At 73.3% G+C, this 24,931-nt stretch carries 22 protein-coding genes; 13 read left to right on the top strand and 9 right to left on the bottom strand.

The genetic code is table 11. The features are described 5' to 3' along the window. The first annotated feature begins 550 nt into the window (after positions 1-550). Together ACH4B3_RS05485 and ACH4B3_RS05480 are read left to right on the top strand one after the other, a co-directional pair. Positions 551-1,510, top strand: a complete 960-nt coding sequence (locus ACH4B3_RS05485; RefSeq protein ID WP_398461591.1) for an ATP-binding cassette domain-containing protein — start codon at positions 551-553, stop codon at positions 1,508-1,510. Next, on the top strand, positions 1,497-2,402 hold the full coding sequence (locus tag ACH4B3_RS05480; RefSeq protein WP_398461368.1) for an ABC transporter permease: 906 nt from the start codon (positions 1,497-1,499) through the stop codon (positions 2,400-2,402). The genes ACH4B3_RS05485 and ACH4B3_RS05480 overlap by 14 nt, the downstream gene beginning before the upstream one ends. A 96-nt stretch (positions 2,403-2,498) precedes the next feature. On the opposite strand, the gene ACH4B3_RS05475 is transcribed toward ACH4B3_RS05480, so the two are convergent. Next, positions 2,499-2,948 carry a VOC family protein gene (locus ACH4B3_RS05475; protein WP_398461367.1) on the bottom strand — a complete coding sequence of 150 codons (450 nt, stop codon included), beginning with the start codon at positions 2,946-2,948 and terminating at the stop codon, positions 2,499-2,501. 97 nt (positions 2,949-3,045) lie between these two features. On the opposite strand from ACH4B3_RS05475, the gene ACH4B3_RS05470 reads away from it, so the two are divergent. Continuing rightward, positions 3,046-3,705: a CGNR zinc finger domain-containing protein gene (locus ACH4B3_RS05470; RefSeq protein WP_398461590.1), complete on the top strand. Its 660-nt coding sequence runs from the start codon at positions 3,046-3,048 to the stop codon at positions 3,703-3,705. A 29-nt stretch (positions 3,706-3,734) separates the two neighbouring features. Then, positions 3,735-4,154, top strand: a complete 420-nt coding sequence (locus ACH4B3_RS05465; RefSeq protein WP_398461366.1) for an SRPBCC domain-containing protein — start codon at positions 3,735-3,737, stop codon at positions 4,152-4,154. Positions 4,155-4,305: 151 nt separating this feature from the next. Here ACH4B3_RS05465 and rarD read toward each other — a convergent pair whose 3' ends face one another. The 3 genes from rarD to ACH4B3_RS05450 form a co-directional block, all read right to left on the bottom strand. Further along, the gene (rarD, locus tag ACH4B3_RS05460) at positions 4,306-5,286 is read right to left on the bottom strand and encodes an EamA family transporter RarD (RefSeq protein WP_398461365.1); all 981 of its coding nucleotides are present in this window, start codon (positions 5,284-5,286) and stop codon (positions 4,306-4,308) included. A 403-nt stretch (positions 5,287-5,689) separates the two neighbouring features. Next, positions 5,690-7,792, bottom strand: a complete 2,103-nt coding sequence (locus ACH4B3_RS05455) for a serine/threonine-protein kinase (RefSeq protein WP_398461364.1) — start codon at positions 7,790-7,792, stop codon at positions 5,690-5,692. A 341-nt stretch (positions 7,793-8,133) separates the two neighbouring features. Continuing rightward, positions 8,134-8,769 carry a TetR/AcrR family transcriptional regulator gene (locus ACH4B3_RS05450; RefSeq protein ID WP_398461363.1) on the bottom strand — a complete coding sequence of 212 codons (636 nt, stop codon included), beginning with the start codon at positions 8,767-8,769 and terminating at the stop codon, positions 8,134-8,136. A 95-nt stretch (positions 8,770-8,864) separates the two neighbouring features. Here ACH4B3_RS05450 and ACH4B3_RS05445 point away from each other — a divergent pair, with 95 nt between their 5' ends. Further along, a complete protein-coding gene (locus ACH4B3_RS05445; RefSeq protein ID WP_398461362.1) occupies positions 8,865-9,740 on the top strand; it encodes an NAD(P)-dependent oxidoreductase in 876 nt (291 codons plus the stop codon). A 172-nt stretch (positions 9,741-9,912) separates the two neighbouring features. Here ACH4B3_RS05445 and ACH4B3_RS05440 read toward each other — a convergent pair whose 3' ends face one another. The 5 genes from ACH4B3_RS05440 to ACH4B3_RS05420 all read right to left on the bottom strand — a co-directional run bounded on the left by ACH4B3_RS05440 (position 9,913) and on the right by ACH4B3_RS05420 (position 17,447). Continuing rightward, positions 9,913-10,914 carry a 2-oxoacid:ferredoxin oxidoreductase subunit beta gene (locus tag ACH4B3_RS05440; RefSeq protein WP_398461589.1) on the bottom strand — a complete coding sequence of 334 codons (1,002 nt, stop codon included), beginning with the start codon at positions 10,912-10,914 and terminating at the stop codon, positions 9,913-9,915. Between the two features lie 232 nt (positions 10,915-11,146). After that, positions 11,147-13,096, bottom strand: coding sequence for a 2-oxoacid:acceptor oxidoreductase subunit alpha (locus tag ACH4B3_RS05435; RefSeq protein ID WP_398461361.1), 1,950 nt, complete (start codon positions 13,094-13,096; stop codon positions 11,147-11,149). A gap of 261 nt (positions 13,097-13,357) precedes the next feature. After that, positions 13,358-14,017, bottom strand: coding sequence for a response regulator (locus ACH4B3_RS05430; RefSeq protein WP_398461588.1), 660 nt, complete (start codon positions 14,015-14,017; stop codon positions 13,358-13,360). 180 nt (positions 14,018-14,197) lie between these two features. After that, complete coding sequence (locus tag ACH4B3_RS05425; RefSeq protein ID WP_398461360.1) at positions 14,198-15,535, bottom strand: sensor histidine kinase; 1,338 nt, start codon at positions 15,533-15,535, stop codon at positions 14,198-14,200. A gap of 676 nt (positions 15,536-16,211) precedes the next feature. Then, positions 16,212-17,447 carry a sensor histidine kinase gene (locus ACH4B3_RS05420; RefSeq protein WP_398461359.1) on the bottom strand — a complete coding sequence of 412 codons (1,236 nt, stop codon included), beginning with the start codon at positions 17,445-17,447 and terminating at the stop codon, positions 16,212-16,214. A gap of 382 nt (positions 17,448-17,829) precedes the next feature. On the opposite strand from ACH4B3_RS05420, the gene ACH4B3_RS05415 reads away from it, so the two are divergent. The 8 genes from ACH4B3_RS05415 to ACH4B3_RS05380 are packed head-to-tail and all read left to right on the top strand — an operon-like array spanning position 17,830 to position 24,929. Continuing rightward, the gene (locus tag ACH4B3_RS05415; RefSeq protein WP_398461358.1) at positions 17,830-18,252 is read left to right on the top strand and encodes an NADH-quinone oxidoreductase subunit A; all 423 of its coding nucleotides are present in this window, start codon (positions 17,830-17,832) and stop codon (positions 18,250-18,252) included. Next, entirely contained in the window at positions 18,243-18,950 is a 708-nt protein-coding gene (locus ACH4B3_RS05410; protein WP_398461357.1) for an NADH-quinone oxidoreductase subunit B, read from the top strand. Before ACH4B3_RS05415 ends, ACH4B3_RS05410 begins: the two co-directional genes overlap by 10 nt. Next, on the top strand, positions 18,947-20,323 hold the full coding sequence (locus ACH4B3_RS05405; RefSeq protein ID WP_398461356.1) for an NADH-quinone oxidoreductase subunit C: 1,377 nt from the start codon (positions 18,947-18,949) through the stop codon (positions 20,321-20,323). Before ACH4B3_RS05410 ends, ACH4B3_RS05405 begins: the two co-directional genes overlap by 4 nt. Further along, complete coding sequence (locus ACH4B3_RS05400) at positions 20,320-21,285, top strand: NADH-quinone oxidoreductase subunit H (RefSeq protein WP_398461355.1); 966 nt, start codon at positions 20,320-20,322, stop codon at positions 21,283-21,285. Before ACH4B3_RS05405 ends, ACH4B3_RS05400 begins: the two co-directional genes overlap by 4 nt. Further along, positions 21,285-21,911 carry a NuoI/complex I 23 kDa subunit family protein gene (locus tag ACH4B3_RS05395; RefSeq protein WP_398461354.1) on the top strand — a complete coding sequence of 209 codons (627 nt, stop codon included), beginning with the start codon at positions 21,285-21,287 and terminating at the stop codon, positions 21,909-21,911. The genes ACH4B3_RS05400 and ACH4B3_RS05395 overlap by 1 nt, the downstream gene beginning before the upstream one ends. Next, complete coding sequence (locus ACH4B3_RS05390; RefSeq protein ID WP_398461353.1) at positions 21,908-22,522, top strand: NADH-quinone oxidoreductase subunit J; 615 nt, start codon at positions 21,908-21,910, stop codon at positions 22,520-22,522. The genes ACH4B3_RS05395 and ACH4B3_RS05390 overlap by 4 nt, the downstream gene beginning before the upstream one ends. After that, complete coding sequence (gene nuoK, locus ACH4B3_RS05385; protein WP_398461352.1) at positions 22,522-22,890, top strand: NADH-quinone oxidoreductase subunit NuoK; 369 nt, start codon at positions 22,522-22,524, stop codon at positions 22,888-22,890. The genes ACH4B3_RS05390 and nuoK overlap by 1 nt, the downstream gene beginning before the upstream one ends. Beyond that, positions 22,887-24,929 carry an NADH-quinone oxidoreductase subunit L gene (locus tag ACH4B3_RS05380; protein ID WP_398461351.1) on the top strand — a complete coding sequence of 681 codons (2,043 nt, stop codon included), beginning with the start codon at positions 22,887-22,889 and terminating at the stop codon, positions 24,927-24,929. Before nuoK ends, ACH4B3_RS05380 begins: the two co-directional genes overlap by 4 nt. The last annotated feature ends 2 nt before the right edge of the window (positions 24,930-24,931 follow it).

Here is a 24,931-nt window from a genome sequence, read left to right as displayed (position 1 = left end):
CCACCTGAACGACCAGGCACGACCACCGATGAAGGGGAGCTCGTTGGAGAAGCCGTCCGCCGAGGACACCGCCGCGGCAGCATCGGCAACGGCCGCTCCGGGCACGGTGCCAGCGGCCCCGCCCGCCGGGTCCCAGCACGCCCCCGCCCCGCCGCAGGACCAGCCCGCGGCCCCGCCTCCCGCCGCCGAGCCGCAGCCCACCGGGGAGGACGGCCCCGGGGCCGAGGCCGCCGCGGCCGAGGCCGCCGCGGCCGAGGACCGGCCTGCGGATGGCCGGCGGTCGTCGCCGTCCGCCGGGGGTGACGACTCCGGGGGCGACGACTCCGAGGGCGACGACTCTGGGGGCGACGACTCCGGGGTCGAGGCCGCCGTGGTCGAGGCCCGGTCCGGCGATGACCGGCAGGCGTCGGCGGAGGACGAGGGCGGGCCCGAAGGCGAGCGGGGCCGGTCGGGCGAGGACGGGACTTCGCCCGAGGAGGGACACCGGGCTTCGCTCGGGAAGGGGCGGGGCCCGGCCACGGGACCGGCCGGCGGGCGCGACTGGGCCGCGATCGAGACCCGGGGACTGGCCAAGCGCTACCGGGGCGGGCACCTGGCGGTCGCCTCGCTCGACCTCACCGTGCCCCGTGGCAGCGTCTTCGGGTTCCTCGGTCCCAACGGCTCGGGCAAGACCACCACCATCCGGATGCTGATGGGGCTCATCGAACCCACCGCCGGCAGGATCCGCGTCCTCGGCGAACCGATGCCCCGCGCCGCTCGTACCGTGCTGCCCCGAGTCGGTGCCCTGATCGAGGGGCCGGCTCTCTACGGCTTTCTCAGCGGCCGGGACAACCTCATCCGTTTCGACTCCGCCGACCCCACCGCCGATCCCCGTACCCGGGCCACCCGAGTGGCGGCGGCGCTGGAGCGAGTGGGTCTCGCGGCCGCGGCGCGGAAGAAGGCGCGCGCCTACTCGCTCGGTATGAAGCAACGGCTGGGGCTTGCCGCAGCCCTGCTCCAACCGCGTGACCTGCTGGTTCTCGACGAGCCGACCAATGGCCTCGATCCGCAGGGCATGCGGGAGATCCGCACCCTGGTGCGTGAACTCGCTGATGACGGCATCACCGTCTTCCTCTCCTCTCATCTCCTCGACGAGATCGAACAGGTCTGCACCCACGCCGCGGTGATGACCCAGGGCAGGCTCATCACCCAGGGCACCGTGGCCGACCTGGTGGCGGCCAGCCGAGGCAGGCTGGCCGTCACCACCCCCGACCCGGCCGACGCGGTCCGCGTCCTCAAGGAGTACGGAGTGACGGACCTCGTCGTGGTGGACGACCGGGTCACCGGAGAGCTGCCCACCGCCGAGTCCTCGGCCGGGGCGCCGCCCGCGGCTCCCGACTGGGATCTGGCGGACCTCAACGCCGCCCTGGTGCGGGCCGGGGTCCGGGTGCGTTCCTTCGGTACCGAACGGGCGTCGCTGGAGGATGTGTTCGTTTCGCTGACCGGGGAGGGCTTCGATGTCGCAGGCTGAAGTGCGGGACGCGCCGCCGGCGCAGGCCGCCCGGCGCGGCCGCAATCCGTTGTGGACACTCGCGCTGTTCCGCAATGAACTCGGCATCGCCTTCCGGCGCTGGCGCACCGTCGCCCTGCTGGGGGTACTGGCGCTGGTGCCGGTGCTCATCGGTATCGCCGTCAAGATCGAGACGAGTAACGGCGGCACCGTCGGCGACGGCGGGGGAGGGGAAGGAGACGGCCCGGCGTTCCTCACCCAGATCACCAACAACGGGATCTTCCTGGTCTTCGCCTCACTCGCGGCGATACTGCCGATCTTCCTCCCGATGGCCATCAGTGTCGTCTCCGGCGACTCCATCGCGGGCGAGGCGAGTGCCGGAACCCTCCGCTATCTGCTGGTCGCCCCGGCCGGCCGCACCAGGCTGCTGCTCGCCAAGTTCACCGCCGTCCTGGCCTTCTGTCTGGCGGCCACCCTCGTGGTGGCGGCCACCGCGCTGGCCGTCGGCGCGATGCTCTTCCCGGTCGGCGACGTCACCCTGATCTCGGGTACCACGGTGTCCTTCACCGACGGTCTGATGCGCGCCGCGATGATCGCGGGAGTGGTCACCCTCTCGCTGGTGGGCCTGGCCGCGGTGGGACTGTTCATCTCCACGCTCAGCAACAGCGGCATCGCCGCCATGGCCGCCACCGTCGGGCTGCTGATCACCGTGCAGATCATCGACACGATCCCCCAGCTGCACGTGGTGCATCCCTATCTCTTCACGCACTACTGGCTGAGCTTCTCCGACCTCCTCCGCGATCCCGTCTACTGGGACGAAGTGCTCAAGAACCTCGGTCTGCAGGGCCTGTATCTGGCGGTGTTCGGTTCGGCCGCCTGGGCGCGCTTCACCTCTAGGGACATCACCGCCTGACCGGTCCTGCCCGCGCCCGCGCGGGCAGGACGCCAGGGCCAGTCCGGGCTGGAACGTGTGGATGGTCCTGCCCGCGCCCGCGCGGGCAGGACGGGTTCACTGCACACAGAACTCGTTGCCCTCGGGGTCCGCCAGCACCACCCACTCACCGGCGGGCTCCTTGGCCCGGCGCACCACCGTGGCTCCGAGCTCCACCATCCTGGCGACCTCGGCGTCCCGCTCTCCCGGCGCCGCCCGCACATCGATGTGGAGTCTGTTCTTCGCGGCCTTCGGCTCGGGAACCCGCTGGAACAGCAGCCGTCTGCCCAGGCCCGTGCCGCTGTGGCCGTCGAAGGGGTCGTCCGGGTGCCGCACCGCGGCGAGGTCCCGCCAGGCGCGCCGGCCCCCGGCCCCGGTCACCGCCTCGGCCCCGATCGCACCATGGCCCAGCAGGCTCTCGATCAGCGCGCTGTTGTCCTCCACCACGTAGCCGAGAGCCGCCGCCCAGAACGCCGCCTGCGGGTGCGGGTCGGACGCGTCGACCACCAGCTTCCACTCCAGCGCCATCACTGTTCCCCCATGTCCTCGGTTCGGATCCGTCTCCGCGAGCCACTCGCGTCGAACGCGTGGTCGAGCTCGCGACACCAGTTATAGTGGTTACGTGATGGAGTCCACAACCGGCCTGATCCTTCATTCACCCGAAGGGGTGGCCTACCGCTTCGACCCCGGGGCGCTGTGCCTGGAGCTGCTGCCGACCGGCGGCCCGGGCGCCTACGCGCGGTACGAGATCATGCGCGCCCCCGCCGACCTCGCCGCCTGGGTCGGCAGCTGCCGCCTCCAGCCGCCCCCGGAGATCGTGGTGAGCGAGGAGGACGTGGCCGGCGCGCGGCGGCTGCGGGACGCCCTGTGGCGACTGGCGGCCGACCGGGCGCATGGCCGTCCGCCGCGCCCCGCGGACCTGGCGGTGGTCAACGAGGCGGCCGCGGCACCCCCGCTGGCGCCCGTGCTGACCGCCGGCGGCGAGCGGGGCTGGCACTGGCCGGCCACCGCCTCGCAGCTGCTCTCCACGGTGGCGCGGGACGCCGTGGAGCTGTTCTCCGGGCCGTACGCCGACCGGATCCGCGAATGCGGCGCCGACGACTGCTACCTGCTGTTCGTCGACACCTCACGGCCCGGCCGGCGCCGCTGGTGCTCCATGCAGCGCTGCGGCAACCGGCACAAGGTGCGTGCCCTGCGGGCCCGCCAGGCCGACGGCGCCCCGGGGCCGGAGGAGCCGGCCGGCGGGCGGGGCGGCGCGCCGGGTGGCGAGAGGGGAGCGGAGTGATGACCGTGACGACGAGAGGACGTGATGTGATGCCCACCGGACTCACCAAGGACGCCGGCTGGCAGATCGGGGTCTCCAGGACGCTGGACGCTCCGCTGTCCGTCGTGTGGGACTTCGTCTCCGGCCCCGAGGGGCTGGCGCTGTGGCTCGGCCCCGGCGCCACGCTCGAAGCCGCCAAGGGGGCTCGGTACACCACGGCGGACGGCACCGTCGGGGAGGTCCGCGGCTACCGCTCGCGGGATCGCATCCGGGTCACCCACCACCCCCGCGGCCAGGAGCACACCACCACCGTCCAGGTGGCGGTCGCACCCGCCGGAGGGGACGCTTCCGGCGGCCGTACGGTGCTCCGCTTCCATCAGGAGCACCTGGTGGACGCCGCGGAACGGGCCGACCGCCGCGAGCACTGGCGGTCGGTGCTGTCCGCGGTCGCCGACGCGATATCCGGCTGAGTCGGCCGGAGCGGCCGCGGGGGCCGGAGCGGCCGCGCGGGCCGGTGAGACCGCGCGGGCCCGGAGGGCGAGGGGCGGGGGTGCCTCCGCCCGTGTGGCGCGCCGCCGCGGCCGGCGGCGTACCCGGCGCCGAGGCCGTCCGGGCCGGGGCTCAGCGGGAGGCGTCGGGAGCCGGGGCCGCCGGGGCCGCCGGCGGGATGGCCGCCGCCTGTGCGGCGGCGGCCCGGGCGCTCGCCCTGGCCAGCCTGCCGAGCCGGGCGTGGCGCAGCGCGTCCCAGGTGAGCAGGGCCAGCGCGAGCCAGACGAGAACGAAGCCGGCCCACCGCTCGGGCGGCATGGACTCGTGGAAGACCACCAGTCCGAGGACGAACTGGAAGGTGGGCGCGAGGTACTGCATCAGCCCGAGCGTCGACAGCGGCAGCCGGACCGCGGACGCGCCGAAGCAGATCAGCGGGATCGCGGTGACGGCCCCGGTGGTGACGAGCAGCAGCGTGTGCCCGACGCCCTCGCCGACGAAGGTGGCGTCGCCCTGGGCGCCGGTGAAGAGCAGGAAGGCGAGCGCGGGCAGGAACTGCACCGAGGTCTCGGCTGCGAAGGACTCCAGCCCGTCCAGCCCGACCTGCTTCTTGACCAGGCTGTAGGTGCCGAAGCTGAAGGCGAGGGTGAGCGCGATCCAGGGGAGCCGGCCGTACCCCACGGCGAGCACCACCACGGCCGCCGCGCCGACCCCGACCGCCGCCCACTGCACCGGGCGCAGCCGCTCGCGGAGCAGCACCACGCCGAACGCGATGCTCACCAGCGGGTTGATGAAGTAGCCCAGGGCCGTCTCCACCACATAGCCGGAGTTGACCGCCCAGATGTACATGCCCCAGTTGATCGAGATCACGGTGGCGGCGAGGGCGATCGCGGCCAGTCGGCGTGGCTGCCGGAGCAGCGGTCGTATCCATGCCCAGCGGCGGAGCGCCACCAGCACGCAGACCGCGACGACGAGGGACCAGACCATGCGGTGGGCGAGGATCTCGCCGGCACCGGCCGGTTCCAGCAGCGGCCAGTACAGCGGGAAGAGGCCCCACAGCCCGTAGGCGGCGAAGCCGTACGCGAGACCGGAGCGTGCTTCGTCCTTCGGCTGCACGTGGTGGACCTCCCCTTGGGCCGGCGGCGGCGCGCCGCATGTCGGCGATTTGTCGACGGTAGCGCCGGACCAGCCGGATGTCATTTCCGTATGGCAAAGACGGTCATGACGATGTGTGGGTCGGCGGAACCCCGGGGCCGCGGAGGTTCCCGGGTCGGCCCGCCCACCGCCCGGCCCGCCGCCCGCCTCCCGGCCCCGGCCCGCCGCCCGCCTCCCGGCCCCGGCCCGCCGCCCGCCTCCCGGCCCCGGCCCGCCTCCCGGCCCCGGTCCGATCCACGTTCCGGCCCGCACTCGGATCCCCGGTCCGGCCCGCCCTCCGGCCCCGCTGACCGGCCCGCCGCCCGGCGCCCGGGTTCCCGCCCGCCGCCGGTTCCCGGCCGGTGTCAGGGTTGCGCGTCCGGGGTCAGCGTTGCGGCAGGTGGGCGGCGACCGTGGCGCCGAGGGCTTCCGCCTGCTCGCAGAGGCGCTCGGGGGAGGCGGGGCCGGACAGGGTGAGCATCACCAGCTCGGTGGTGCGCCGGTCCTCGATGTTCTGGTACGTCCGGTGCTCGGTGCGGACGACGCAGAGGTTCTGGCCGCCGTCCTCCGGTTCCACGTAGCTCCTGCGGCCCGCCAGCGTCGTGGGCCGGCCGTCCTCCGGCCCCAGCCCGGCGTCGCGGTCGAAGTCCAGCTCGACGGTGCGGTGTGCGGAGCCCAGGTGCCAGGTGCAGTCCCAGTCGGCGATGCCCGGGTCCGGACGCCCCGGGTGGTGGCCGGTCGCCTTCCGCAGCGCGGCGGCGTCCAGCAGCCCGCAGGCGTCCAGATGGGCCAGCGAACCGGCGGGGAGGGGCGAGGGGCGCCGGGGAACCGGGCCGCGGTTGAGTTTCCGCACCGCGTGGTCGGCGGCGGCACCGGCCAGCTCGCACACGTCGGGAGCCGGGCGGCCCTCCCGCTCCGCGGTGATCCAGATCTGCCGGCCGTCGCGGAGGCCGAGGTTGCGGTCGCAGGAGTCGCCGTTCCGCGGTGGTTCGGCGACCGTGACCTTGCCGACCCGCCGGACGCGCACCTGGGAGCCCGGCTCGACCGGGTCGTTGGCGAAGTTGAGCCGGACGTCCGCGACCGTCTCGCCGCCGACCGTGATCAGGACGTCGCACCTGTCGAACGCCCCGAAGTCGGTGACGAGTTCGGCGTCCCCGAAGCGCTCCAGCACCGGCACGTCGAGCAGGCCGCAGGGGTCGGCGGTGCCGGGGTCGCCCAGGGTGGCAGCCGCGCCCGTGACCCCGGGCGCCTCCGGTCCGCCGCCCGGTGACGCGGGCGGCGATGCCGGGTGGCGTGCCGCCCCGGACGCCCCGGGGGTGCCCCCGCCGTCCGGCCGGTCGCGGTCGAGTAACACGATCGTGGTCACCGCGGCGAGCGCGGTGGCGGTGAGGGCGGCGGTGGCGAGCATCAGCCGGCGCCGGGCGGCGGCCGGACGGCGGCCGGCAGACACTCCGTCCCGGGCCGGTTCCCCGCCGGAGGCCGCTCCCGTGGCGGGGGCCGGCCCGTCGGCGGGGGCCGGCGCGTCGGCGGGGGTGTTCGGGCGGCCCGCCATCTGGGAGGTGGTGGACGGTGAGCCGGTGTGCGGGGCGCGGCGGCGCGGGCCGAGCAGCCGGGACGGCCGGCCGGCCGCCCGTGGCGCCGCGGGCGCGAGGCCGGTGGGCGGCTTCGGCATCCGCGGCGCGGGCGGGGTGATCCGCGCCAGGGCGCTCCGCGTCGCCACGGCGTCGGGACGCTCCCCGGGGTCCGGTGACAGCAGCGCCCGCAGCGGCTCGGTGAGCGGACCGGCCCGTTCCGGCGGGGCCACGTCGCCCTGGGCGGCCCGGCACACATAGGCCACCGGATCGTCGGCCTCACCGTAGGGGGACCGGCCCTCGACCGCCGCGTACAACGACGCGCCCAGTCCGAACATGTCGGAGCGGAACGTCGCCTCCGCGCCGTTCGCCACCTCGGGGGGGAGATACCGCGGCTTGCCGCGCAGTCCTCCGGTGAAGCTGTGGGCGAGGTCCTGGCGCAGCGCGCGGGAGATGCCGAAGTCGGTCAGCTTGGCGACGTGTTCCTCGGTGATCAGGATGTTCTCCGGGGTGATGTCGCCGTGCACCACGCCCCGGGCGTGGGAATGGGCCAGCGCGTCGGCGATCTGCCGGCCGACCGCCGCGACCCGCTCCGGTGCCAACCGGCCCTCGTCCTTCATCAGCTGGGCCAGGCTGCGGGACGGTACGTACTCCATGACCAGCCAGCACTCCGGTCCGGCCGCCAGGATGTCGAAGACCGTGACGATGTGCGGGTGGTGCAACTGGGCGGCGATGCTCGCCTCTCTGCGCAGTCGTCTGGTGGAGCGCGGGTCCTCGGTCCGCGCGCACTTCAGGGCGGCCGGGCGGTTCAGCCCGGTGTCCTCCGCCCGCCATACGCTGCCCATGCCGCCCCGGCCGATGAGCTCATGCAGAACGTACCGGTCGGCGATCACGTCGCCGACTGCCGTGGCCCGCACCATGCCTCCTGTGGAACCGCCCCTGCTCCGGCGTCGCGACGGAGCGTACTCCTTCCGTGACGTGGAGGAGTGCGGTTCGGTGGGACGGTGCCGGCCGCGCCGGGAACGTGCCCTTCCGGCGCCGCGCCGGGGGAACGTGCCTTCCCGTCGGCGGCGGCGGAGGGGTGCCGGATGCCGGCTGGGGGACAGGCGGCGGCGCGGCGGATACCGGGCTGCGGGTCAAGCGGTGGGTGTGGCGAAGAGATCGGAAACCGGGCTGCGGGTCAGGCGGCGGCGCGGCGGATACCGGGTGGCGGCTCAGGCGGTGGGGGCGGCGAAAGAGCCGCATACCGGGCTGCGGGTCAGGCGGTGGGGGCAGGGGCGCGGTAGAGGTCGATGAGCCGCGCCAGATGGCGGCCGGCCGTGAGCAGCGGCTGCTCGTCCCGGGAGACCTGGGCGGCCAGCTCGGCCCCCTCCAGGGTGCTGATCACCGTGTGGGCCAGTTCATGGGCGTCGGGTTCGGCGATACCCGCCTGGTGGAGCTTCTCGAAGACCAGGTGCCGCCAGTGGGCGAACGCCTCGGCGGCGGCCTGCTGGATGTCCGGGAGGCGGCCCGCCGTCCCCAGTGCGGTGGAGGTGACGGGGCAGCCGTCGACCCAGTCGGATGCCCGCAGGCTCTCGGCGAGCCGGCGGGTGCAGGCGAGGACCGCCTGGGCCGGATCGTCCTCGCTCCGCAGGTTCCCGGCCAGTTCCTCGGCGAACTCCCGTTCGCCGTGGCGGATCGCGGCGACCGCCAGCTCCTGCTTCCCGCCGGGGAAGAAGTGGTAGACGGAGCCGAGGGTGGCTCCGGCCTCCTTGGAGATCTGCTTGATCCCGGTGCCGTCGTAGCCCTGCCGCTGCATCAGTCGGGAAGCCGCGCGGACCACCCGCTCCCGGGTGCCGAGGTTGCTCTCCGGGGCCTGGTCCGGGGCCGTCTCCTGCTCTGCGATCTTCTCCACCCTCTGAGTGTACCGAGTAGAACGTTCGTTACAGCGCTGTGCTACGTTGTTCCCGCGAGACTGGATAGAGCGTTCGTTCTAGAGAGGGGTGCGCCATGGGTGCGCAGGCAGTGACGGTGATCGGACTGGGCCCGATGGGTCAGGCGATGGTGAACGCGTTTCTCGGCGAGGGCTACCGGGTGACGGTGTGGAACCGGACCGCGAGCAAGGCGGACGACCTGGTGGCGAAGGGCGCCATACGTGCCGCCACGGTGCGGGAGGCGCTCGGCGCGGGGGAGCTGGTGGTCCTCAGCCTGACCGACTACGCCGCGATGTACGCGCTTCTGGAGCCGGTCCAGGAGAGCCTGGCCGGGCGGGTGATCGTCAACCTCAGCTCGGACACCCCGGACCGGGCCCGCGAAGCGGCGGCCTGGTTCGCCGAGCGAGGCGCCCGGCATCTGACCGGGGGAGTGCAGGTGCCGCCGTCCGGCATCGGCGACGCGGCGTCCGCCACCTTCTACAGCGGCCCCCGGGAGGTGTTCGACGCGCACCGGCGGACGCTGGAGGTGCTGACCGGTGCCGACTACCGCGGCGCGGACCCGGGCCTGGCGGCTCTGTACTACCAGCTCGGCATGGACATGTTCTGGACCTCGATGCTCAGCTGGCTGCACGCGCTCGCGGTGGCCGACGCCAACGGCATCAAGGCCGCGGAACTCCTGCCGCATGCGGTGGCGACCATGACGAGCATGCCGCAGTTCCTGGAGTTCTACACGTCCCGGATCGACGCGGGGGAGCACCCGGGCGACGTGGACCGGCTCGCCATGGGCGTGGCCAGCGTCGAGCACGTCGAGCACACCGCCCGGGCGTCCGGGGTGGACGCCGCCCTGCCGGCCGCGGTGCTGGACATCTTCCGGCGGGGAGTGGCGGCCGGCCACGCCGACTCCAGCTTCACCAGCCTTTTCGAGGTCTTCAGGAAGGGCGCCGCGGCCTGACCCGGCCGGGAGGGGCGGACCGGCCGGAGCGGCGGCCGAAGGCCGGACCCGGCCTCCGCCGGCGGGTGACGCGGCCGTGCGCGCCGGCGGACGGCGGAGAACACCGCGCCCGGCCGGGGGAGTTCCCGGCCGGGCGCGGTGTCATATCCCGGTCCACCAGGACCGGCTCGGCTCAGCCGACGACGGTCCAGGTGTCGTTGCCGGCGAGGAGGGCGGCGAGGTCGCCCTTGCCGTGTTGTTCGACGGCGGCGTCGAGCTGGTCGGCCATGAGGGTGTCGTAGACGGGGCGTTCGACGTCGCGGAAGACGCCGATCGGGGTGTGGTGGAGGGTGTCGGGGTCGGCGAGGCGGGAGAGGGCGAAGGCGTTGGTGGGGGAGGGGTTGTGGGCGTCGTGGACCACCAGGTCGGAGATGTTGTCCGGGGTGACGGTGACGACCTTCAGGTCGCCGGTGGTCCGGTCCCGGACGACGCCCTTGTCCTGGTCGGTTCCGAAGCGGATGGGCCGGCCGTGTTCCAGCCGGATGACCGCTTCCTTGGCCTGTTCGGTGTCCTTCAGTGCCTCGAAGGCCCCGTCGTTGAAGATGTTGCAGTTCTGGTAGATCTCCACCAGCGCGGTGCCGGGGTGGTCGGCGGCCTGCCGGAGCACGGAGGTGAGGTGCTTGCGGTCGGAGTCGATGGTGCGGGCCACGAAACCGGCCTCGGCCCCGATCGCCAGGGACACCGGGTTGAACGGGGCGTCCAGCGATCCCATCGGGGTGGACTTGGTGATCTTCCCGACCTCGGAAGTGGGCGAGTACTGGCCCTTGGTCAGCCCGTAGATCCGGTTGTTGAACAGCAGGATCTTCAGGTTCACGTTCCGCCGCAGGGCGTGGATGAGATGGTTGCCGCCGATGGACAGCGCGTCACCGTCGCCGGTGACCACCCACACGCTCAAGTCCCGCCGGGAGGAGGCCAGTCCGGTGGCGATGGCCGGAGCCCGCCCGTGGATGGAGTGCATCCCGTAGGTGTTCATGTAGTACGGGAACCGGGAGGAGCAGCCGATCCCAGAGACGAAGACGATGTTCTCCTTCGCCAGGCCCAGCTCGGGCATGAACCCCTGCACGGCGGCGAGGATGGCGTAGTCACCGCAGCCCGGGCACCAGCGCACCTCCTGGTCGGACTTGAAGTCCTTCATCGACTGCTTCGCCTCGGCCTTGGGCACCAGCGACAACAGCCCCCCACCCCCAGCACCCGCACCCGCACCCGCCGTCACACCGGTCACCGCGGGCGTTCCGGTCGCCACGCCGGTCGCCACGCCGGCGGCCGCGGCGGCGGCGCTGGTGGCGGTGGTGGCGGTGGTGTCCTCGGGGGCCACAGGAGTGACAGGGACGGTGGGGGCGGTGGGTGTGGTGGGGGTGGTCGTGGCCTCAGTCATCGATGGCCTCCTTCAGAGCCGTGGCGAGCTGTTCGGCCTTGAACGGCATGCCGTTGACCTGGGTGTAGCTGCGGGCGTCGATCAGGTACTTCGCGCGGATCAAGGTGGCCAGCTGGCCGAGGTTCATCTCCGGGATGACGACCTTGTCAAAGCCGGCCAGCACGGTGGGCAGGTTGGCGGGGAAGGGGTTGAGGTGCCGCAGATGGGCCTGGGCCACCGCCACCCCTTGCGCGCGCAGCCGCCGGACCGCGGCGGTGACGGGCCCGTAGGTGGAGCCCCAGCCCAGCACCAGGGTCCGGGCCCGGTCCGGGTCGTCGACCACCACGTCCGGTACCGCGATGTTGTCGATCTTGGCCTGGCGGGTGCGGACCATGTGCTCGTGGTTGGCCGGGTCGTAGGAGATGTTCCCGCTGCCGTCCTGCTTCTCGATCCCGCCGATCCGGTGCTCCAGCCCCGGGGTGCCCGGCACCGCCCACGGCCGGGCCAGGGTCTGCGGGTCCCGCTTGTAGGGCCAGAACACCTCCACCCCGTCCGGGAGGGTGTGGTTGGGCCCGGTGGCGAACCGCACCCGCAGATCCGGAAGTTCCTCCACCTCCGGCACCCGCCACGGTTCCGAACCGTTGGCCAGGTACCCGTCAGACAGCAAGAACACCGGAGTGCGGTAGACCAGCGCGATCCGCGCCGCCTCCAGCGCGGCGTCGAAACAGTCACCCGGGGTGCACGGAGCCACCACCGGCACCGGCGCCTCACCGTTGCGCCCGTACATCGCCTGCAGCAGATCCGCCTGCTCGGTCTTGGTCGGCAGCCCCGTGGACGGCCCGCCACGCTGGATGTCCACCACCAAAAGCGGCAGCTCCAGCGACACCGCCAGCCCGATCGTCTCCGACTTCAGCGCCACCCCCGGCCCCGACGTCGTCGTCACCGCCAGCGACCCGCCGAACGCCGCACCCAGCGCCGCCCCGATCCCCGCGATCTCGTCCTCCGCCTGGAAGGTCCGCACCCCGAAGTTCTTGTGCCGCGACAACTCGTGCAGGATGTCCGAAGCCGGAGTGATCGGATACGACCCCAGATACAACGGCAGATCCGCCTGCCGCGCCGCCGCGATCAACCCGTACGACAACGCGAGGTTCCCCGAGATGTTGCGGTACGTCCCCGCGGCGAACGCCGACTTCGCCGGCGCCACCTGATACGACACCGCGAAATCCTCGGTCGTCTCACCGAAGTTCCACCCCGCCCGGAACGCCGCCACGTTCGCCTCAGCGATCTGCGGCTTCTTCGCGAACTTCTTCCGCAGGAACGCCTCGGTCCCCTCCGTCGGACGGTGGTACATCCACGACAGCAGGCCCAGCGCGAACATGTTCTTGCTCCGCTCGGCCTCCTTCCGACTCAGACCGAAGTCCTTCAGCGCCTCCACCGTCAGCGTCGTCAGCGGTACCGGATGCACCCGCCACGCCGCCAGCGACCCGTCCTCCAGCGGACTGCTGTCATAGCCCACCTTCGCCATCGGACGCTTGGTGAACTCATCGGTGTTCACGATGATCTCCGCACCCGGCGGCACATCGCCCAGATTCGCCTTCAACGCCGCCGGGTTCATCGCCACCAGCACATCCGGCGCGTCACCGGGAGTGAGAATGTCGTGATCGGCGAAATGCAACTGGAAACTCGACACACCCGGCAACGTCCCGGCAGGCGCCCGGATCTCCGCCGGGAAATTCGGCAGCGTCGACAAGTCATTACCGAACGACGCCGTCTCCGAGGTGAACCGGTCACCCGTGAGCTGCATACCGTCACCCGAGTCCCCCGCGAACCGGATGATCACCCGGTCCAGCCGACGGACCTCCTTCACCCCGCCGTCCGGCCGCTGTCCCCCCGCGAGCGATCGCCCGCCCTGCTGCTCGGTTGGTTCGGCCTGCTCGGCCGGGCTACTGACCTGGCTGGTCACTGCTTCGGACCTCCTAGAGGCGGCGATTCGTGGACATCGGTGCCGACCGGTTGTCCCGCCGCCATCGTACGTCGGTAAGGGTGACCTTCCCTGGGCAGATCACATGATGGACGACGCGGTCGGCTACCCATATGTCACGGTTTGCCATGCTCTGCGCTTCCCCCCGGTCACCACTCCACCGACACTGCTCGATCGGTCTTCGGTACTACGACCTGCCCTCCACCGAACGATGACCGATCGCGGCTCGGTTCGTGCCGGAAGTCAGGAATTCAGATAGGTCAGCACCGCGAGCACCCGGCGGTGGTCCCCGTCACTGGGTGACAGGCCCAGCTTGAGGAAGATGTTGCTGACGTGCTTTTCGACCGCGCCGTGGCTGACCACCAGCTGTTTGGCAATAGCGGAATTCGTGCGTCCCTCGGCCATCAGACCGAGGACTTCCCGTTCCCGGGGAGTGAGACCGGCCAGCACGTCCTGCTTCCGGCTGCGGCCCAGCAGCTGCGCCACCACCTCCGGGTCCAGAGCCGTGCCGCCATCCGCCACCCGCACCACCGCGTCCACGAATTCCCGCACTTCAGCGACCCGGTCCTTGAGCAGGTACCCGACACCGCGGCTGCTGCCGGCCAGCAGCTCGGTGGCGTACTGCTCCTCCACATACTGAGACAGCACCAGGACGCCCAGCCCCGGGTGGTCCTGCCGGAGCCGGACCGCCGCCCGCACGCCCTCGTCGGTGTGCGTCGGCGGCATCCGCACGTCCGCCACCACCACGTCCGGCAGCTGTCCCTGGTCGGCGAACTCCCGCACCACCTTCAGCAGCGCCTCGCCGTCCCCGACACCCGCGACCACGTCATGGCCGCGATCGGTGAGCAGCCGGGTCAGTCCTTCCCGGAGCAGTACCGAATCCTCGGCGATGACCACCCGCACCTTGTCCTCCACGGTTTGCGTTCCCCCCCAGTTTTCGATTCGTGGGGAACAGCATTCCAGGATTTGGACGTACGTGGTGCGAGGCGAGGGCGATCGTGGCGCTCCGCACCATGGCGTCGCCCGGTCGGCCCGGCGGCCGGGCGATCATGCCACCGGGCCACCCCCTCGGTCACCGGCCGCTCAGACCCGCCACGGCAGCTCGGCGGTGATCGTCGTCGGCCCGCCCGGCGGCGAGTCGACCACGAGGATCCCGTCCACCGCGTCCAGCCGCTCGGCCAGGCCGGCCAGCCCGGACCCCGACGTGGTGTCCGCGCCGCCGTGGCCGTCGTCGGTGACCTGGAGCATGATCCGGCCGTCGGACCGCCACACATCCACCCCGGCCCGGCGGGCCCCGCTGTGCTTGCTGATGTTCTGCAGCAGCTCGGAGACGGTGAAATAGGCGATGCCCTCGATGGCCGGGACGGGCCGCTCCGGTATGTCCACCACCACGTGCACCGGAACCGAGCAGCGGGCCGCGAGGGCGGACAGCGCGGGGCCCAGGCCGCGGTCGGTGAGGATGGCGGGGTGGATGCCGCGGGCCAGGTCGCGGAGTTCCTGGAGGGCGAGCTTCACCTCGCCGTGTGCCTCGTCGACCATCCGGGCCGCCGCCTCCGGGTCCTCCAGCAGCTTCTCCTTCGCCAGCCCGAGGTCCATGGCGAGGGCCACCAGCCGGGCCTGCGCGCCGTCGTGCAGGTCGCGCTCGATGCGCCGCAGGTCGGCGGCGGCGGTGTCCACCACGGTGCCCCGGTCCGACTCCAGCTCCGAGACCCGGGTCGCCAGCCGCGAGGGGCCGAGCAGCCCGGACACCAGCAGCCGGTCCACCTGGGTGAGCAACCGGTTGATCCACGGGCCGGCCAGCACGAGCAGTGCCCCGACGACGCAGGTGGCGGCCAGCTCCAGGGACGAGTCGAGGTAGAAGCCGTCGCCGTTCCCGTCGCCGTACAGCTGCAACCCCGGGGTGTCGGTGTACCGGGGGAAGACCCAGTGCCACAGCGGGTACGTGAGCATCGCCCAGCCGTACGTCCAGACGGCCACGGCCACCACGAAGCTGAAGACGGCCCACGGGAAGCTGATGACGGAGTACAGCGCGTGCCGCCAGGAGGTGCCGCTGCGGAGTATCGCGCCCATCCAGGCGATCGGTCCGCGGCTGCCGTCCTTCCCCTTGCGGACGAGCACCGGCTCGGGGGCGGCGACGTCCAGCCGGAGCAGCGCCCGGGCCCGGGCCCGCTCCACCGCTCCCAGCGCCCGGCAGCCCGCCAGCGCCGCGCCCAGCACCGGGATGCCGAGGAAGGTCACCAGCAGGCCGACCCCGAGGGCCAGCATGGTGATCGCGTAGCTGAAGGACAGCACGGCCATCGGGAGGCTGATGAGGATGTAGAGCAGCTCGCGCCAGGCGCGGGCCTCGAACGGAGCGCGCAGCCCTGCGGGCACCACGTGTCTGCGCGGCTCCGAGCCGTATCCGGTTGATGCGCTGGCCATTGTCTCCGTCCGTCCTCCGCATGGGGATCCGCTGTTCGTACCACCAGGCTCCGGGAAACGGCCGGGCGGAACCATATGGCCGGTAGGCGTCTTCATAGGGGGGCTAGCCCTACCCCCGGGGGTACCAGGGCACGCCCCCCGGGGTACCTCTGGCACGACTCCGGGGTACCTCTGCCGTGAGTCCCGGGTGCCTCTGGCACGAGCCCTGGGCGCCTCCGCCGTGACCCCGGCGTACCTCCGCCACGACCCCGGCGTGCCGGCGCCATGCCCCGCGGGGCCGGTCCGCGGTGGCGGGGGCCGAGTGGGTCCGGGCGGGGCGCGGTGGCCGGGGCGGCGTCCGGTGCCCGGGCCGGCGGGATCCCGGGCCTTGTCCGGGCTCGGGATCCCGGGCCCGGACAGGGGCGTGCCCCGCCGCGCCCCGGTGGGGCATGGCGGGGCGGTGCGAGGCACGGCGGGGCGGCCTGGGCGCCGGCTCCGGGCGGGCCCGGCTCCGGGTGGTCGTCGGTGCCGGGTCGGTTCCGTACCGGGTGGTCGTCGGCGTCGGGCGGGCTCGGCTGCGGGTGGTCGTCGGTGCCGGGCGGGCTCGGCTGCGGGTGGTCTCCGGCGTCGGGTCGGTTCCGTACCGGGTGGTCGTCGGTGCCGGGCGGGCTCGGCTGCGGGTGGTCTCCGGTGCCGGTCAGCTCCGTACCGGACGGTCGTCGGTGCTGCGGTCGCGCCAGGGCAGTTCGGCGGTGACCGATGTGCCGCCGCCCGGCGGGGAGTCGATGACGAACAGCCCGTCGACGGAGCCCAGCCGTTCGGAGAGGCCGGCCAGCCCGCTGCCGCCGCTGGTCGCCGCCCCGCCCTGGCCGTCGTCCCGGACCTGGATCAGCAGCCGGTCCTCCGACCGCCACAGCTCGACCTCCGCCCGGCGGGCCCCGCTGTGCTTGCTGATGTTCTGCAGCAGCTCGGAGACGGTGAAGTAGGCGATGCCCTCGATGGCCGCGGCGGGCCGCTCCGGCAGTTCCACCGCGACCCGCACCGGCACCGTGCACCGGCCGGCCACCGACGACAGGGCGGGGCCCAGGCCCCGGTCGGTGAGGATCGCGGGGTGGATGCCGCGGGCCAGGTCGCGGAGTTCCTGGAGGGCGAGCTTCACCTCGCCGTGCGCCTCGTCGACCATCCGGGCCGCCGCCTCCGGGTCCTCCAGCAGCTTCTCCTTCGCCAGCCCCAGGCCCATGGCGAGGGCCACCAGCCGGGCCTGCGCGCCGTCGTGCAGGTCGCGCTCGATGCGCCGCAGGTCGGCGGCGGCGGTGTCCACCACGGTGCCCCGGTCCGACTCCAGCTCGGCGATCCGCCGCTCCAGCTCGTCGGACGGGGAGAGCAGCCAGCGCACCATGGCCCGGTCCACGTTCCCCAGGCCGCGGGCGATCCACCCGAGCAGCGGCCACGCGACGAACAGCGCGGTGATGACGACGGTGAAGGTCAGCACGCCCCACGGCAGCCGGATGACGGAGTACAGGGTGGCCCGCCAGGCGACCGGGTCCTTCAGGCTCGTCCACAGCCGGCCCAGCAGGCCGCCGCTCTTGCGGCGGGGGAGCGGGCTCGGCTCGTCCACGTGCACCGCCAGCATGCGGCGGGCACGGAGGCGTTCGTACCGCCCGACGACCCGGCTGCCGCTCAGCCCGAGGGCGAGCAGCGGCAGCCCGATGACCGTGATCGAGGTCAGCACGCCCGCGTACAGCCACACCGAGACATAGGTGAAGGTCAGTACGGACACCGGCAGGTTCGCCAGCAGATAGCCGATCTCCCGCCAGGTCGGGGCGGGGAAGCCGAGGGTGGGCCGCGGCAGCCGGTCGGCCTCGTCGTCCGGGCCGGCTGCCCGGCGGGCTCCGGCGGCGGCGGTGTGACCAGGGGATACGGGCGCGTTCATGAGGGCAAGCCTGCCCGTCCGTCCGACCGGGCGCCATGGGGTTCCTCGGACGGTGCCGGTGGGGTTGCCCCCACCCCCGTGCCCCCTCCCCCGTGCGCCTTCCCTTCCCCCCGCCCCTCCTCTCCCTCCTTCTCCTCCCCTCGCCCTCCTCCCGCCCTCTCTCTTTCCTGCCCCTTCCCGGCTCCGGCGTCGTCCTTCCGCGGCCCCGGCGCCGTCGTCTTCCGGACACCGCGCTCCGCATGGCAGACAGGCCGCTCCGCATGCCGGACAGCCCTCTCGGCCTTCAGCGGCAGGGCCTAGACTCCCGTGCGTACCGATCGTCGAGCACCTGACCTCGACGAACCGCAGGCCAGACAGGCAGGACAGGGAGCGAGGGGCGGACGTGCCGGAGGCGACGAGCGCGCGCATCACGGGTGCCCACCACGTCCAGTTGGCGGCCGACTACTTCCGGGACTACTCGGTGGTCGGCCTGCTGGGCGTCATCGGTGTGCTCTTCGTGGCGGTGGCGTTCGTCGGAGGGCGGCTGCTGCGGCCGGTGGTGCCGACGCAGGAGAAGATGCTCACCTACGAGTGCGGAGTGGACCCGGTCGGCGAGGGCTGGGCGCACACCCAGATCCGCTACTACGTCTACGCGTTCCTCTACGTGATCTTCGCGGTGGACGCGATCTTCCTGTTCCCCTGGGCGACCGTGTTCGCCGCACCGGGCTTCGGCGGGACGACACTGGTAGAGATGTTCCTCTTCCTCGGCTTCCTCGCCGTCGGTCTCCTCTACGCATGGAAGAAGGGCGTCCTCGAATGGACGTGACCCGCTCGAACCCCGTGACTCCCGCCGCCGGGGACCCCGCGCTCCCCGCGGCGCCGGAACTGCTGCCCGAACCCAAGCGGCTGGGCGTGCTCTCCCGCCTCGCGCCGGAGCCCATGAAGGTCGTCCTCAACTGGGGACGCCGTTACAGCCTGTGGGTCTTCAACTTCGGTCTGGCCTGCTGCGCGATCGAGTTCATCGCCGCCTCGATGGCCCGCCACGACTTCATCCGGCTCGGCGTGATCCCGTTCGCGCCCGGACCGCGCCAGGCGGATCTGATGATCGTCTCCGGCACGGTGACCGACAAGATGGCGCCCGCGGTGAAGCGGCTGTACGAGCAGATGCCCGAGCCGAAGTACGTGATCTCCTTCGGCGCCTGCTCCAACTGCGGCGGCCCGTACTGGGACTCCTACGCGGTCACCAAGGGCGTCGACCAGATCATCCCGGTGGACGTGTACGTGCCGGGCTGCCCGCCCCGCCCGGAGGCACTGCTGCAGGGCATCCTCAAACTCCAGGAGAAGATCGCGGACGAGTCGCTCGCCGAGCGGTACCGGACGGGCGGCGACGCGGCCCGGCCGTCCACCGCCGCCCTCCGCAGCGGCCTGGTCGCCCCGCCGCCGGCCCCGGGGACCGGCACGGGCACCGGCGCCCCGTCCGCAGCCGGGGACCAGCCCCGGCCCGAGCGGGAGGACCGGCGATGACCTCGCCCGACGAACGTCCCGTCGGCGACGGGTCCACGGCGGGCCCGGACGCCCCGGCCGCGTCGCCGGTGGGCTGGCTGCCCGCCGCCGCCGACGCGATCTTCGGCCCGGGGGCCACCGCCGAGGAGGCGTACGACCTGCTCACGGTCGACGTGCCCGCGGACGCCTGGCTCACCGCGCTGGAGACCGCCCGGGACACGCTCCAGTGCACCTACTTCGACTGGCTGAGCGCGGTCGACGAGCCCGGCACCGGGTTCCGGGTCGCCGCGCACGTCGTGGCGCTCGCCCGGCCGGGCGAGCCGGGTCCGGCCGTCCGCAGGCTGCTGGTGCGGACCACCGTGCCGCACCAGGCCCCGGCGCTGCCCACCGCCACCGGCGTGTACGCCGGCGCCGCCTGGCACGAGCGCGAGACGCACGAGATGTTCGGGGTCGACTTCACCGGGCACCCGCACCTCGCGCCGCTGCTGCTGCCGGAGAGCTTCGAAGGCCATCCGCTGCGCAAGGACTTCGTGCTGGCCGCGCGGGTCGCCAAGGCATGGCCGGGCGCCAAGGAGCCCGGGGAGCCCGCGGCGGGGGCGCACGGCCCCAAGCGGCGCCAGATGCTGCCGCCCGGCGTACCCGACCCCAACGACTGGGGGCCACTCAAGGGCCAGCTGCCGCCCGCCCCCGCCCGGCCGGCACGGGGCGCCCGCGCGGCCGGTGCCGCGGCGGGTGAACGTCCGGCGCGCAGGATGCGGACGGCCGGCGCCGGTTCGGCCAGCCAGCGTCCCGAGGGCGCCGCGGCGGGCCCCGGCACGCCTGACGCAGCCACGTCACCCCAGGCCGCCGGGTCACCCGGCGCGGCCACCCCGCCCGAGGCAGGCGGGCCGCCCGGCACCGCGGCGGGCCGCCCGGCGCGGCGTACGCGCAGCGCCGGGGAAGGGTCGGCCAGCCAGCGACGCGAACCGGGCGGCTCCGAGGAGGCGCGGCCCACCGCCGACACCTCCGGCGACGGCGCAGCGCGGCGCGGTGGCGCGGCCGGGGCGCCGGCCGGACCGTCCGCCGGGGAGCGCCCGGCCGGTCCCGGCGGCCGCTCCACGGACGCCCCCTGGCACCACGCCCGCCCGTCCTTCGACGAACCGGCGGCGGAACGACCGACGCGCAAACCGGCACCAGAACCGGCACCGGCACCGGCACCGGCACCGGAAGCGACATCGGAACCGGCGCGGGAACCGGAGAAGTCGCCGGAAAAGCCGGTGGGCCCGGAAACCGGCCCCGAGAGCCCCCACGGCCCCGGCAGCACCAACGGCCCCGAGAGCCCCAACGGCCCCGAAAGCCCCCGCAGCGCCGACAGCGCCGACAGCACCGACAGCACCGAAGGAGGCGGCACGTGACGAACGACGTCCTCGACGTCGCCCTGCGACTGCTCGCCGTCTTCCTCGTCTTCCTGGTGTTCCCGCTCGTCATCGGGCAGACCGAGCACAAGGTCATGGCCCATATGCAGGGCCGTCTCGGCCCGATGTACGCCGGCGGCTTCCACGGCTGGGCGCAGCTGGTCGCCGACGGGGTGAAGTTCGCGCAGAAGGAGGACGTGGTCCCGGCGGGGGCGGACCGCCGGATCTTCCAGCTGGCGCCCGCCGTGGCGCTGCTGCCGTACCTGCTGGTGCTCGTCGCCATCCCGATCGGCCCGGACAACGCGGTCGGCCGGTTCGTGGACGCGGGCATCTTCTTCGTGCTCGCCGTGATGGGCATCGGCGTGCTCGGTTCGCTGATGGCGGGCTGGGCCTCGGCCAACAAGTTCTCGCTGCTCGGCGGTCTGCGGACGGCCGCGCAGCTGATGGCGTACGAGCTGCCGATGCTGCTCACCGCCGCCTCGGTGGCGATGGCGGCCGGCACGGTCTCGCTGCCCGGCATCGTCGAGGCCTTCGAGTGGTGGTGGGTGCCCTGGCAGATCGTCGGCGGCCTGGTGTTCTTCACCGCCGGACTCGCCGAGCTGCAGCGCCCGCCGTTCGACGCCCCGGTCGCCGACTCGGAGATCATCTTCGGCGCGTACACCGAGTACACCGGGCTGCGCTTCGCGCTGTTCCTGCTCGCCGAGTACGCCGGCATCGTCGTGCTGTGCGCGCTGACCACGGTGCTCTTCCTGGGCGGCTGGCACGGCCCGGACCCCGACGGCCTGGGCTGGCTGTGGACCCTGCTGAAGACCGGCGCGCTCGCCTTCGTGGTCATCTGGCTGCGGGTGACCTACCCCCGGCTCCGCGAGGACCAGCTGCAGAAGCTCGCCTGGACCGTACTGATTCCGCTCGCCCTGGCCCAGATCGCGCTCACCGGTGTGATCAAGGTGGTGATCTCCTGATGTCCCGCTTCTCGATCCCCGGCTCCGGGCTGGCCAAGGGGCTGGCCGTCACGCTGCGCACGATGACGCAGAAGACCCAGACCGCGCAGTACCCCGAGGTGCTGCCCGAGCTGCCGCCGCGCACCCGCGGGGTGATCGGGCTGTTCGAGGAGAACTGCACGGTCTGCATGCTGTGCGCCCGGGAGTGCCCGGACTGGTGCATCTACATCGACTCCCACAAGGAGACGATGCCGCCCGCCGCGCCGGGTGGCCGGGAGCGCAGCCGCAATGTGCTCGACCGGTTCGCCATCGACTTCTCGCTCTGCATGTACTGCGGCATCTGCATCGAGGTGTGCCCGTTCGACGCGCTGTTCTGGTCGCCGGAGTTCGAGTACGCCGAGACCGACATCCGCGACCTCACCCACGAGCGCGACAAGCTCCGCGAGTGGATGTGGACGGTGCCGGCGCCGCCCGCGCTCGATCCGGCCGCGGAGGAGCCGAAGGAGATCGCCGCGGCCCGCAAGACCGCGGAGAAGCTGGCCGCCGCCGCGGAGGCCGAGGCGGCCGCCGGGGCCGGATCCGGCGCCGATGGGCCGGCGGAGCACGGCGGCACCGAGAACGGGCGACCCCAGGAGGGCGACGCGTGACCCTCGCCGCCGCATCCCACGGCTTCCTCTCCCCGACCGGCGTGGAGATCGTCTTCCTGCTGGTCGCGGTCGCCACCCTCGGCGCCGCCGTCATCACCGTCACCACCAAGCAGCTGGTGCACGCCGCGCTCTGGCTGGTGGTGACGCTCGGCGGGCTGGCGGTGGAGTACCTGCTGCTGACCGCCGAGTTCATCGCCTGGGTCCAGGTGCTGATCTACGTCGGTTCGGTGGTCGTCCTGCTGCTCTTCGGCCTGATGCTCACCAAGGCGCCCATCGGCCGGTCACCGGACGCCGACTCGGGCAACCGCTGGGTGGCGCTCGCGGTGGCCCTGGCCGCCGCCGGCACCCTGGTGTGGGTCGTGGTGGACGCGTTCCGCGCCACCTGGATCGACGTCGATGAGGCCGTCCAGGGCTCCACCGAGGTGACCGGCGTGAGCCTGTTCCGGCACTGGGTGCTGCCGTTCGAGGCGCTGTCGGTGCTGCTGCTGGCCGCGCTGGTGGGCGCCATCGTCCTCTCCCGCCGCTCCGGCGCGCAGGGCTCCCCCGAAGACGACGGTCCGGCCGCGCGGCCCGGCGGTGCCGGCCGCGCCCCGGGCAAGGAGAAGCGCTGATGCATCTCGCCTATCCGGCCGTGCTGGCCGTGCTGCTGTTCTGCACCGGCCTGTACGGCGTCCTCGCCCGGCGCAACGCGATCCTGGTGCTGATGTCGGTGGAGCTGATGCTCAACGCCGTCAACCTCAACCTGGTCGCCTTCGACGTCTGGCTGCGCGACACCCTCCACGCGGGCCAGGCGCTCACCCTGTTCATCATCGCCATCGCCGCCGCCGAGATCGGCATCGGCCTGGCCATCGTGCTGCTGGTGTACCGCAACCGCGGCACCTCCGACGTCGACAAGCTCACCGACCTCGCCGAGAGGCCCGAAGCCGCCGGTGCGGCGGACGGGGGCCGCGGCGAGCAGAAGGCGGAGGCCACCGCGTGACGATCACGACCACCGCCGTCCTCGTCCCGCTGCTGCCGTTCCTCGGCGCGTTCGCGAGCCTGCTGCTGGGCCGCCGCGCCCCCGGCTTCGCCCGGCCGCTGGCGGTCCTGCCCACCGCGGCCGCCGCGGTGCTCGCGGTGATCGTCGCCGCCCGGCAGGGCGGGGGAGACCCGGTGAACGCGTCCACCCGGCTCGCGGACACCGGCTCCATCCCGGTCGACCTGGCGTTCCACGTCGACGGGTTCGCCGCACTGGTCGCGGTGCTCGTCGGCGTGGTGGCCACCGCCGTGCAGGTCTACTCCACCGGCTATCTGCGGGACGACCCGCGCTACGCCTCGTACACCGCCTTCGTCTCCCTGTTCACCTCCGCGATGCTGCTGGTCGTCTACTCCGACGACCTGATCGTGCTGCTGGTCGGCTGGGAGGTCATGGGCATCTGCTCGTACTTCCTGGTCGGGCACTACTGGGAGACCGCCGCCGCCCGGTCCGCCTCGCTCAAGGCGTTCCTGGTGACCAAGCTCGGTGACGTGCCGTTCCTGATCGGCATCTTCGCGCTCGCCACCGAGGTCGGCACCTTCCGGATCAGCGTGATCCACACCCGGCTGACGTCCACCGCCTCCGACTTCCAGCTCGACCACCCCACGCTGATCGCGCTGCTGCTGCTGGCCGGGGTGGCGGGCAAGTCCGCCCAGTTCCCGCTGCACACCTGGCTGCCGGACGCGATGGCCGGCCCCACCCCGGTCTCCGCGCTGATCCACGCCGCCACGATGGTGGCGGCCGGCGTCTACTTCATCGCCCGGCTGCTGCCGGTCTTCACCGCCTCCGCGGCCGCGCTGGCGGTGCTCGCGGTGATGGCCGCGGTCACCATGATCGGCTCGGCGCTGGCGGCGCTCGCCCAGGACGACATCAAACGGGTCCTCGCGTACTCGACCATCGGCCAGCTCGGCTACATGACCGGCGCGCTGGCCGTCGGCGACCGCGACGCGGCGGTGTTCCACCTGATCAGCCACGGCGCGTTCAAGGCGCTGCTGTTCCTGGCCGCGGGGGTGATCATCCACGCCGCCGGGACGAACTCGCTCGCCGCGATGACCCGGATGGGCGGCATCGCCAAGAAGGCCCCGGACGCCTTCTGGACGCTGACCATCGGCCTGCTCGCGCTCGCCGCGCTGCCGCCGTTCAGCGGGTTCTTCTCCAAGGAGGCGGTGCTCGGCGCCGCCGAGCACACCGCGCTCGGCCACGAGGCGGGCGTGCCCGCCGCGGTCGGCTGGACCGTGCTGATCGCCGGACTCGCCACCGCGCTGCTCACCGCCGGGTACGCGACCCGGCTGTGGCTGCTGACCGGCTCGCCCGGGCGGGCCGGGAAGGCCCCCCTGCCGGCGGGCGCGGCGAGTGCCCCGGACCGGACGTACCCGGTGCGGATCCCGGCCGTGATGAACGTGGTGCTGTGGGTCCTGGCGGTGCCCGCCCTCGCCTCCGGCCTGCTCTTCGGCGTGCTGCCGGACTGGTTCGACGGCCGCTCGCTCGACCCGACCGCGGCCACCTCGCTGCTGGGCACCGGCCTCGCCGTGGTCGGCGCCCTCGTCACCTACGCGGCCTGGCGGCACACCACCGCCCTGGCCGCCGGGGTGCCGCTGGGCGCGGTGCTCGCGCACCCGCACGCCGAGCCGGCCGCCTCCGAGGCGGAGGCCATCGCGACGCACGACGAGGTGTACGGCGACATCGCCGCGGCCCGCGACCCGGCGGACCCCGGCCGTCTCCTCCTCGGCCCGCTGCACCGCCACGCGGCCGCCGGCTTCCACCTCGACGCCGTGTACGGCGCGCTGTTCGTCCGGCCGGTCCGGGCCGCCGCCCGGCTCGTCCGCTTCCTCGACCGCGAGGTCGTGGAGACCTACGTACGCGGCGCGGGCACCGCACCCCGCTGGCTGGGCGCGGCCGTCCGCCGGGCCCAGACCGGCAATGTGCAGACCTACCTCGGCGCACTGCTCGCGGGGTCCCTCGTCCTGGCCGTCGCCGCCGTCCTCGTCGCAGCCGGAGCCTGACC

Source organism: Streptomyces sp. NPDC018031, from assembly GCF_044327625.1.
GTDB lineage: Bacteria > Actinomycetota > Actinomycetes > Streptomycetales > Streptomycetaceae > Streptomyces.
The sequence above is the reverse complement of the archived record's forward strand: the minus strand, read 5'-3'. Positions and strand labels throughout refer to the sequence as shown.

Excerpts from the sequence above, each read along its gene's own strand:
- ACH4B3_RS05480 (WP_398461368.1), top strand. The coding sequence starts at position 1,497 with ATGTCGCAGGCTGAAGTGCGGGACGCGCCGCCGGCGCAGGCCGCCCGG.
- ACH4B3_RS05475 (WP_398461367.1), bottom strand. The coding sequence starts at position 2,948 with ATGGCGCTGGAGTGGAAGCTGGTGGTCGACGCGTCCGACCCGCACCCG.
- ACH4B3_RS05470 (WP_398461590.1), top strand. The coding sequence starts at position 3,046 with ATGGAGTCCACAACCGGCCTGATCCTTCATTCACCCGAAGGGGTGGCC.
- ACH4B3_RS05465 (WP_398461366.1), top strand. The coding sequence starts at position 3,735 with ATGCCCACCGGACTCACCAAGGACGCCGGCTGGCAGATCGGGGTCTCC.
- ACH4B3_RS05445 (WP_398461362.1), top strand. The coding sequence starts at position 8,865 with ATGGGTGCGCAGGCAGTGACGGTGATCGGACTGGGCCCGATGGGTCAG.
- ACH4B3_RS05440 (WP_398461589.1), bottom strand. The coding sequence starts at position 10,914 with ATGAAGGACTTCAAGTCCGACCAGGAGGTGCGCTGGTGCCCGGGCTGC.
- ACH4B3_RS05425 (WP_398461360.1), bottom strand. The coding sequence starts at position 15,535 with ATGGCCAGCGCATCAACCGGATACGGCTCGGAGCCGCGCAGACACGTG.
- ACH4B3_RS05420 (WP_398461359.1), bottom strand. The coding sequence starts at position 17,447 with ATGAACGCGCCCGTATCCCCTGGTCACACCGCCGCCGCCGGAGCCCGC.
- ACH4B3_RS05410 (WP_398461357.1), top strand. The coding sequence starts at position 18,243 with ATGGACGTGACCCGCTCGAACCCCGTGACTCCCGCCGCCGGGGACCCC.
- ACH4B3_RS05405 (WP_398461356.1), top strand. The coding sequence starts at position 18,947 with ATGACCTCGCCCGACGAACGTCCCGTCGGCGACGGGTCCACGGCGGGC.
- ACH4B3_RS05395 (WP_398461354.1), top strand. The coding sequence starts at position 21,285 with ATGTCCCGCTTCTCGATCCCCGGCTCCGGGCTGGCCAAGGGGCTGGCC.
- nuoK (WP_398461352.1), top strand. The coding sequence starts at position 22,522 with ATGCATCTCGCCTATCCGGCCGTGCTGGCCGTGCTGCTGTTCTGCACC.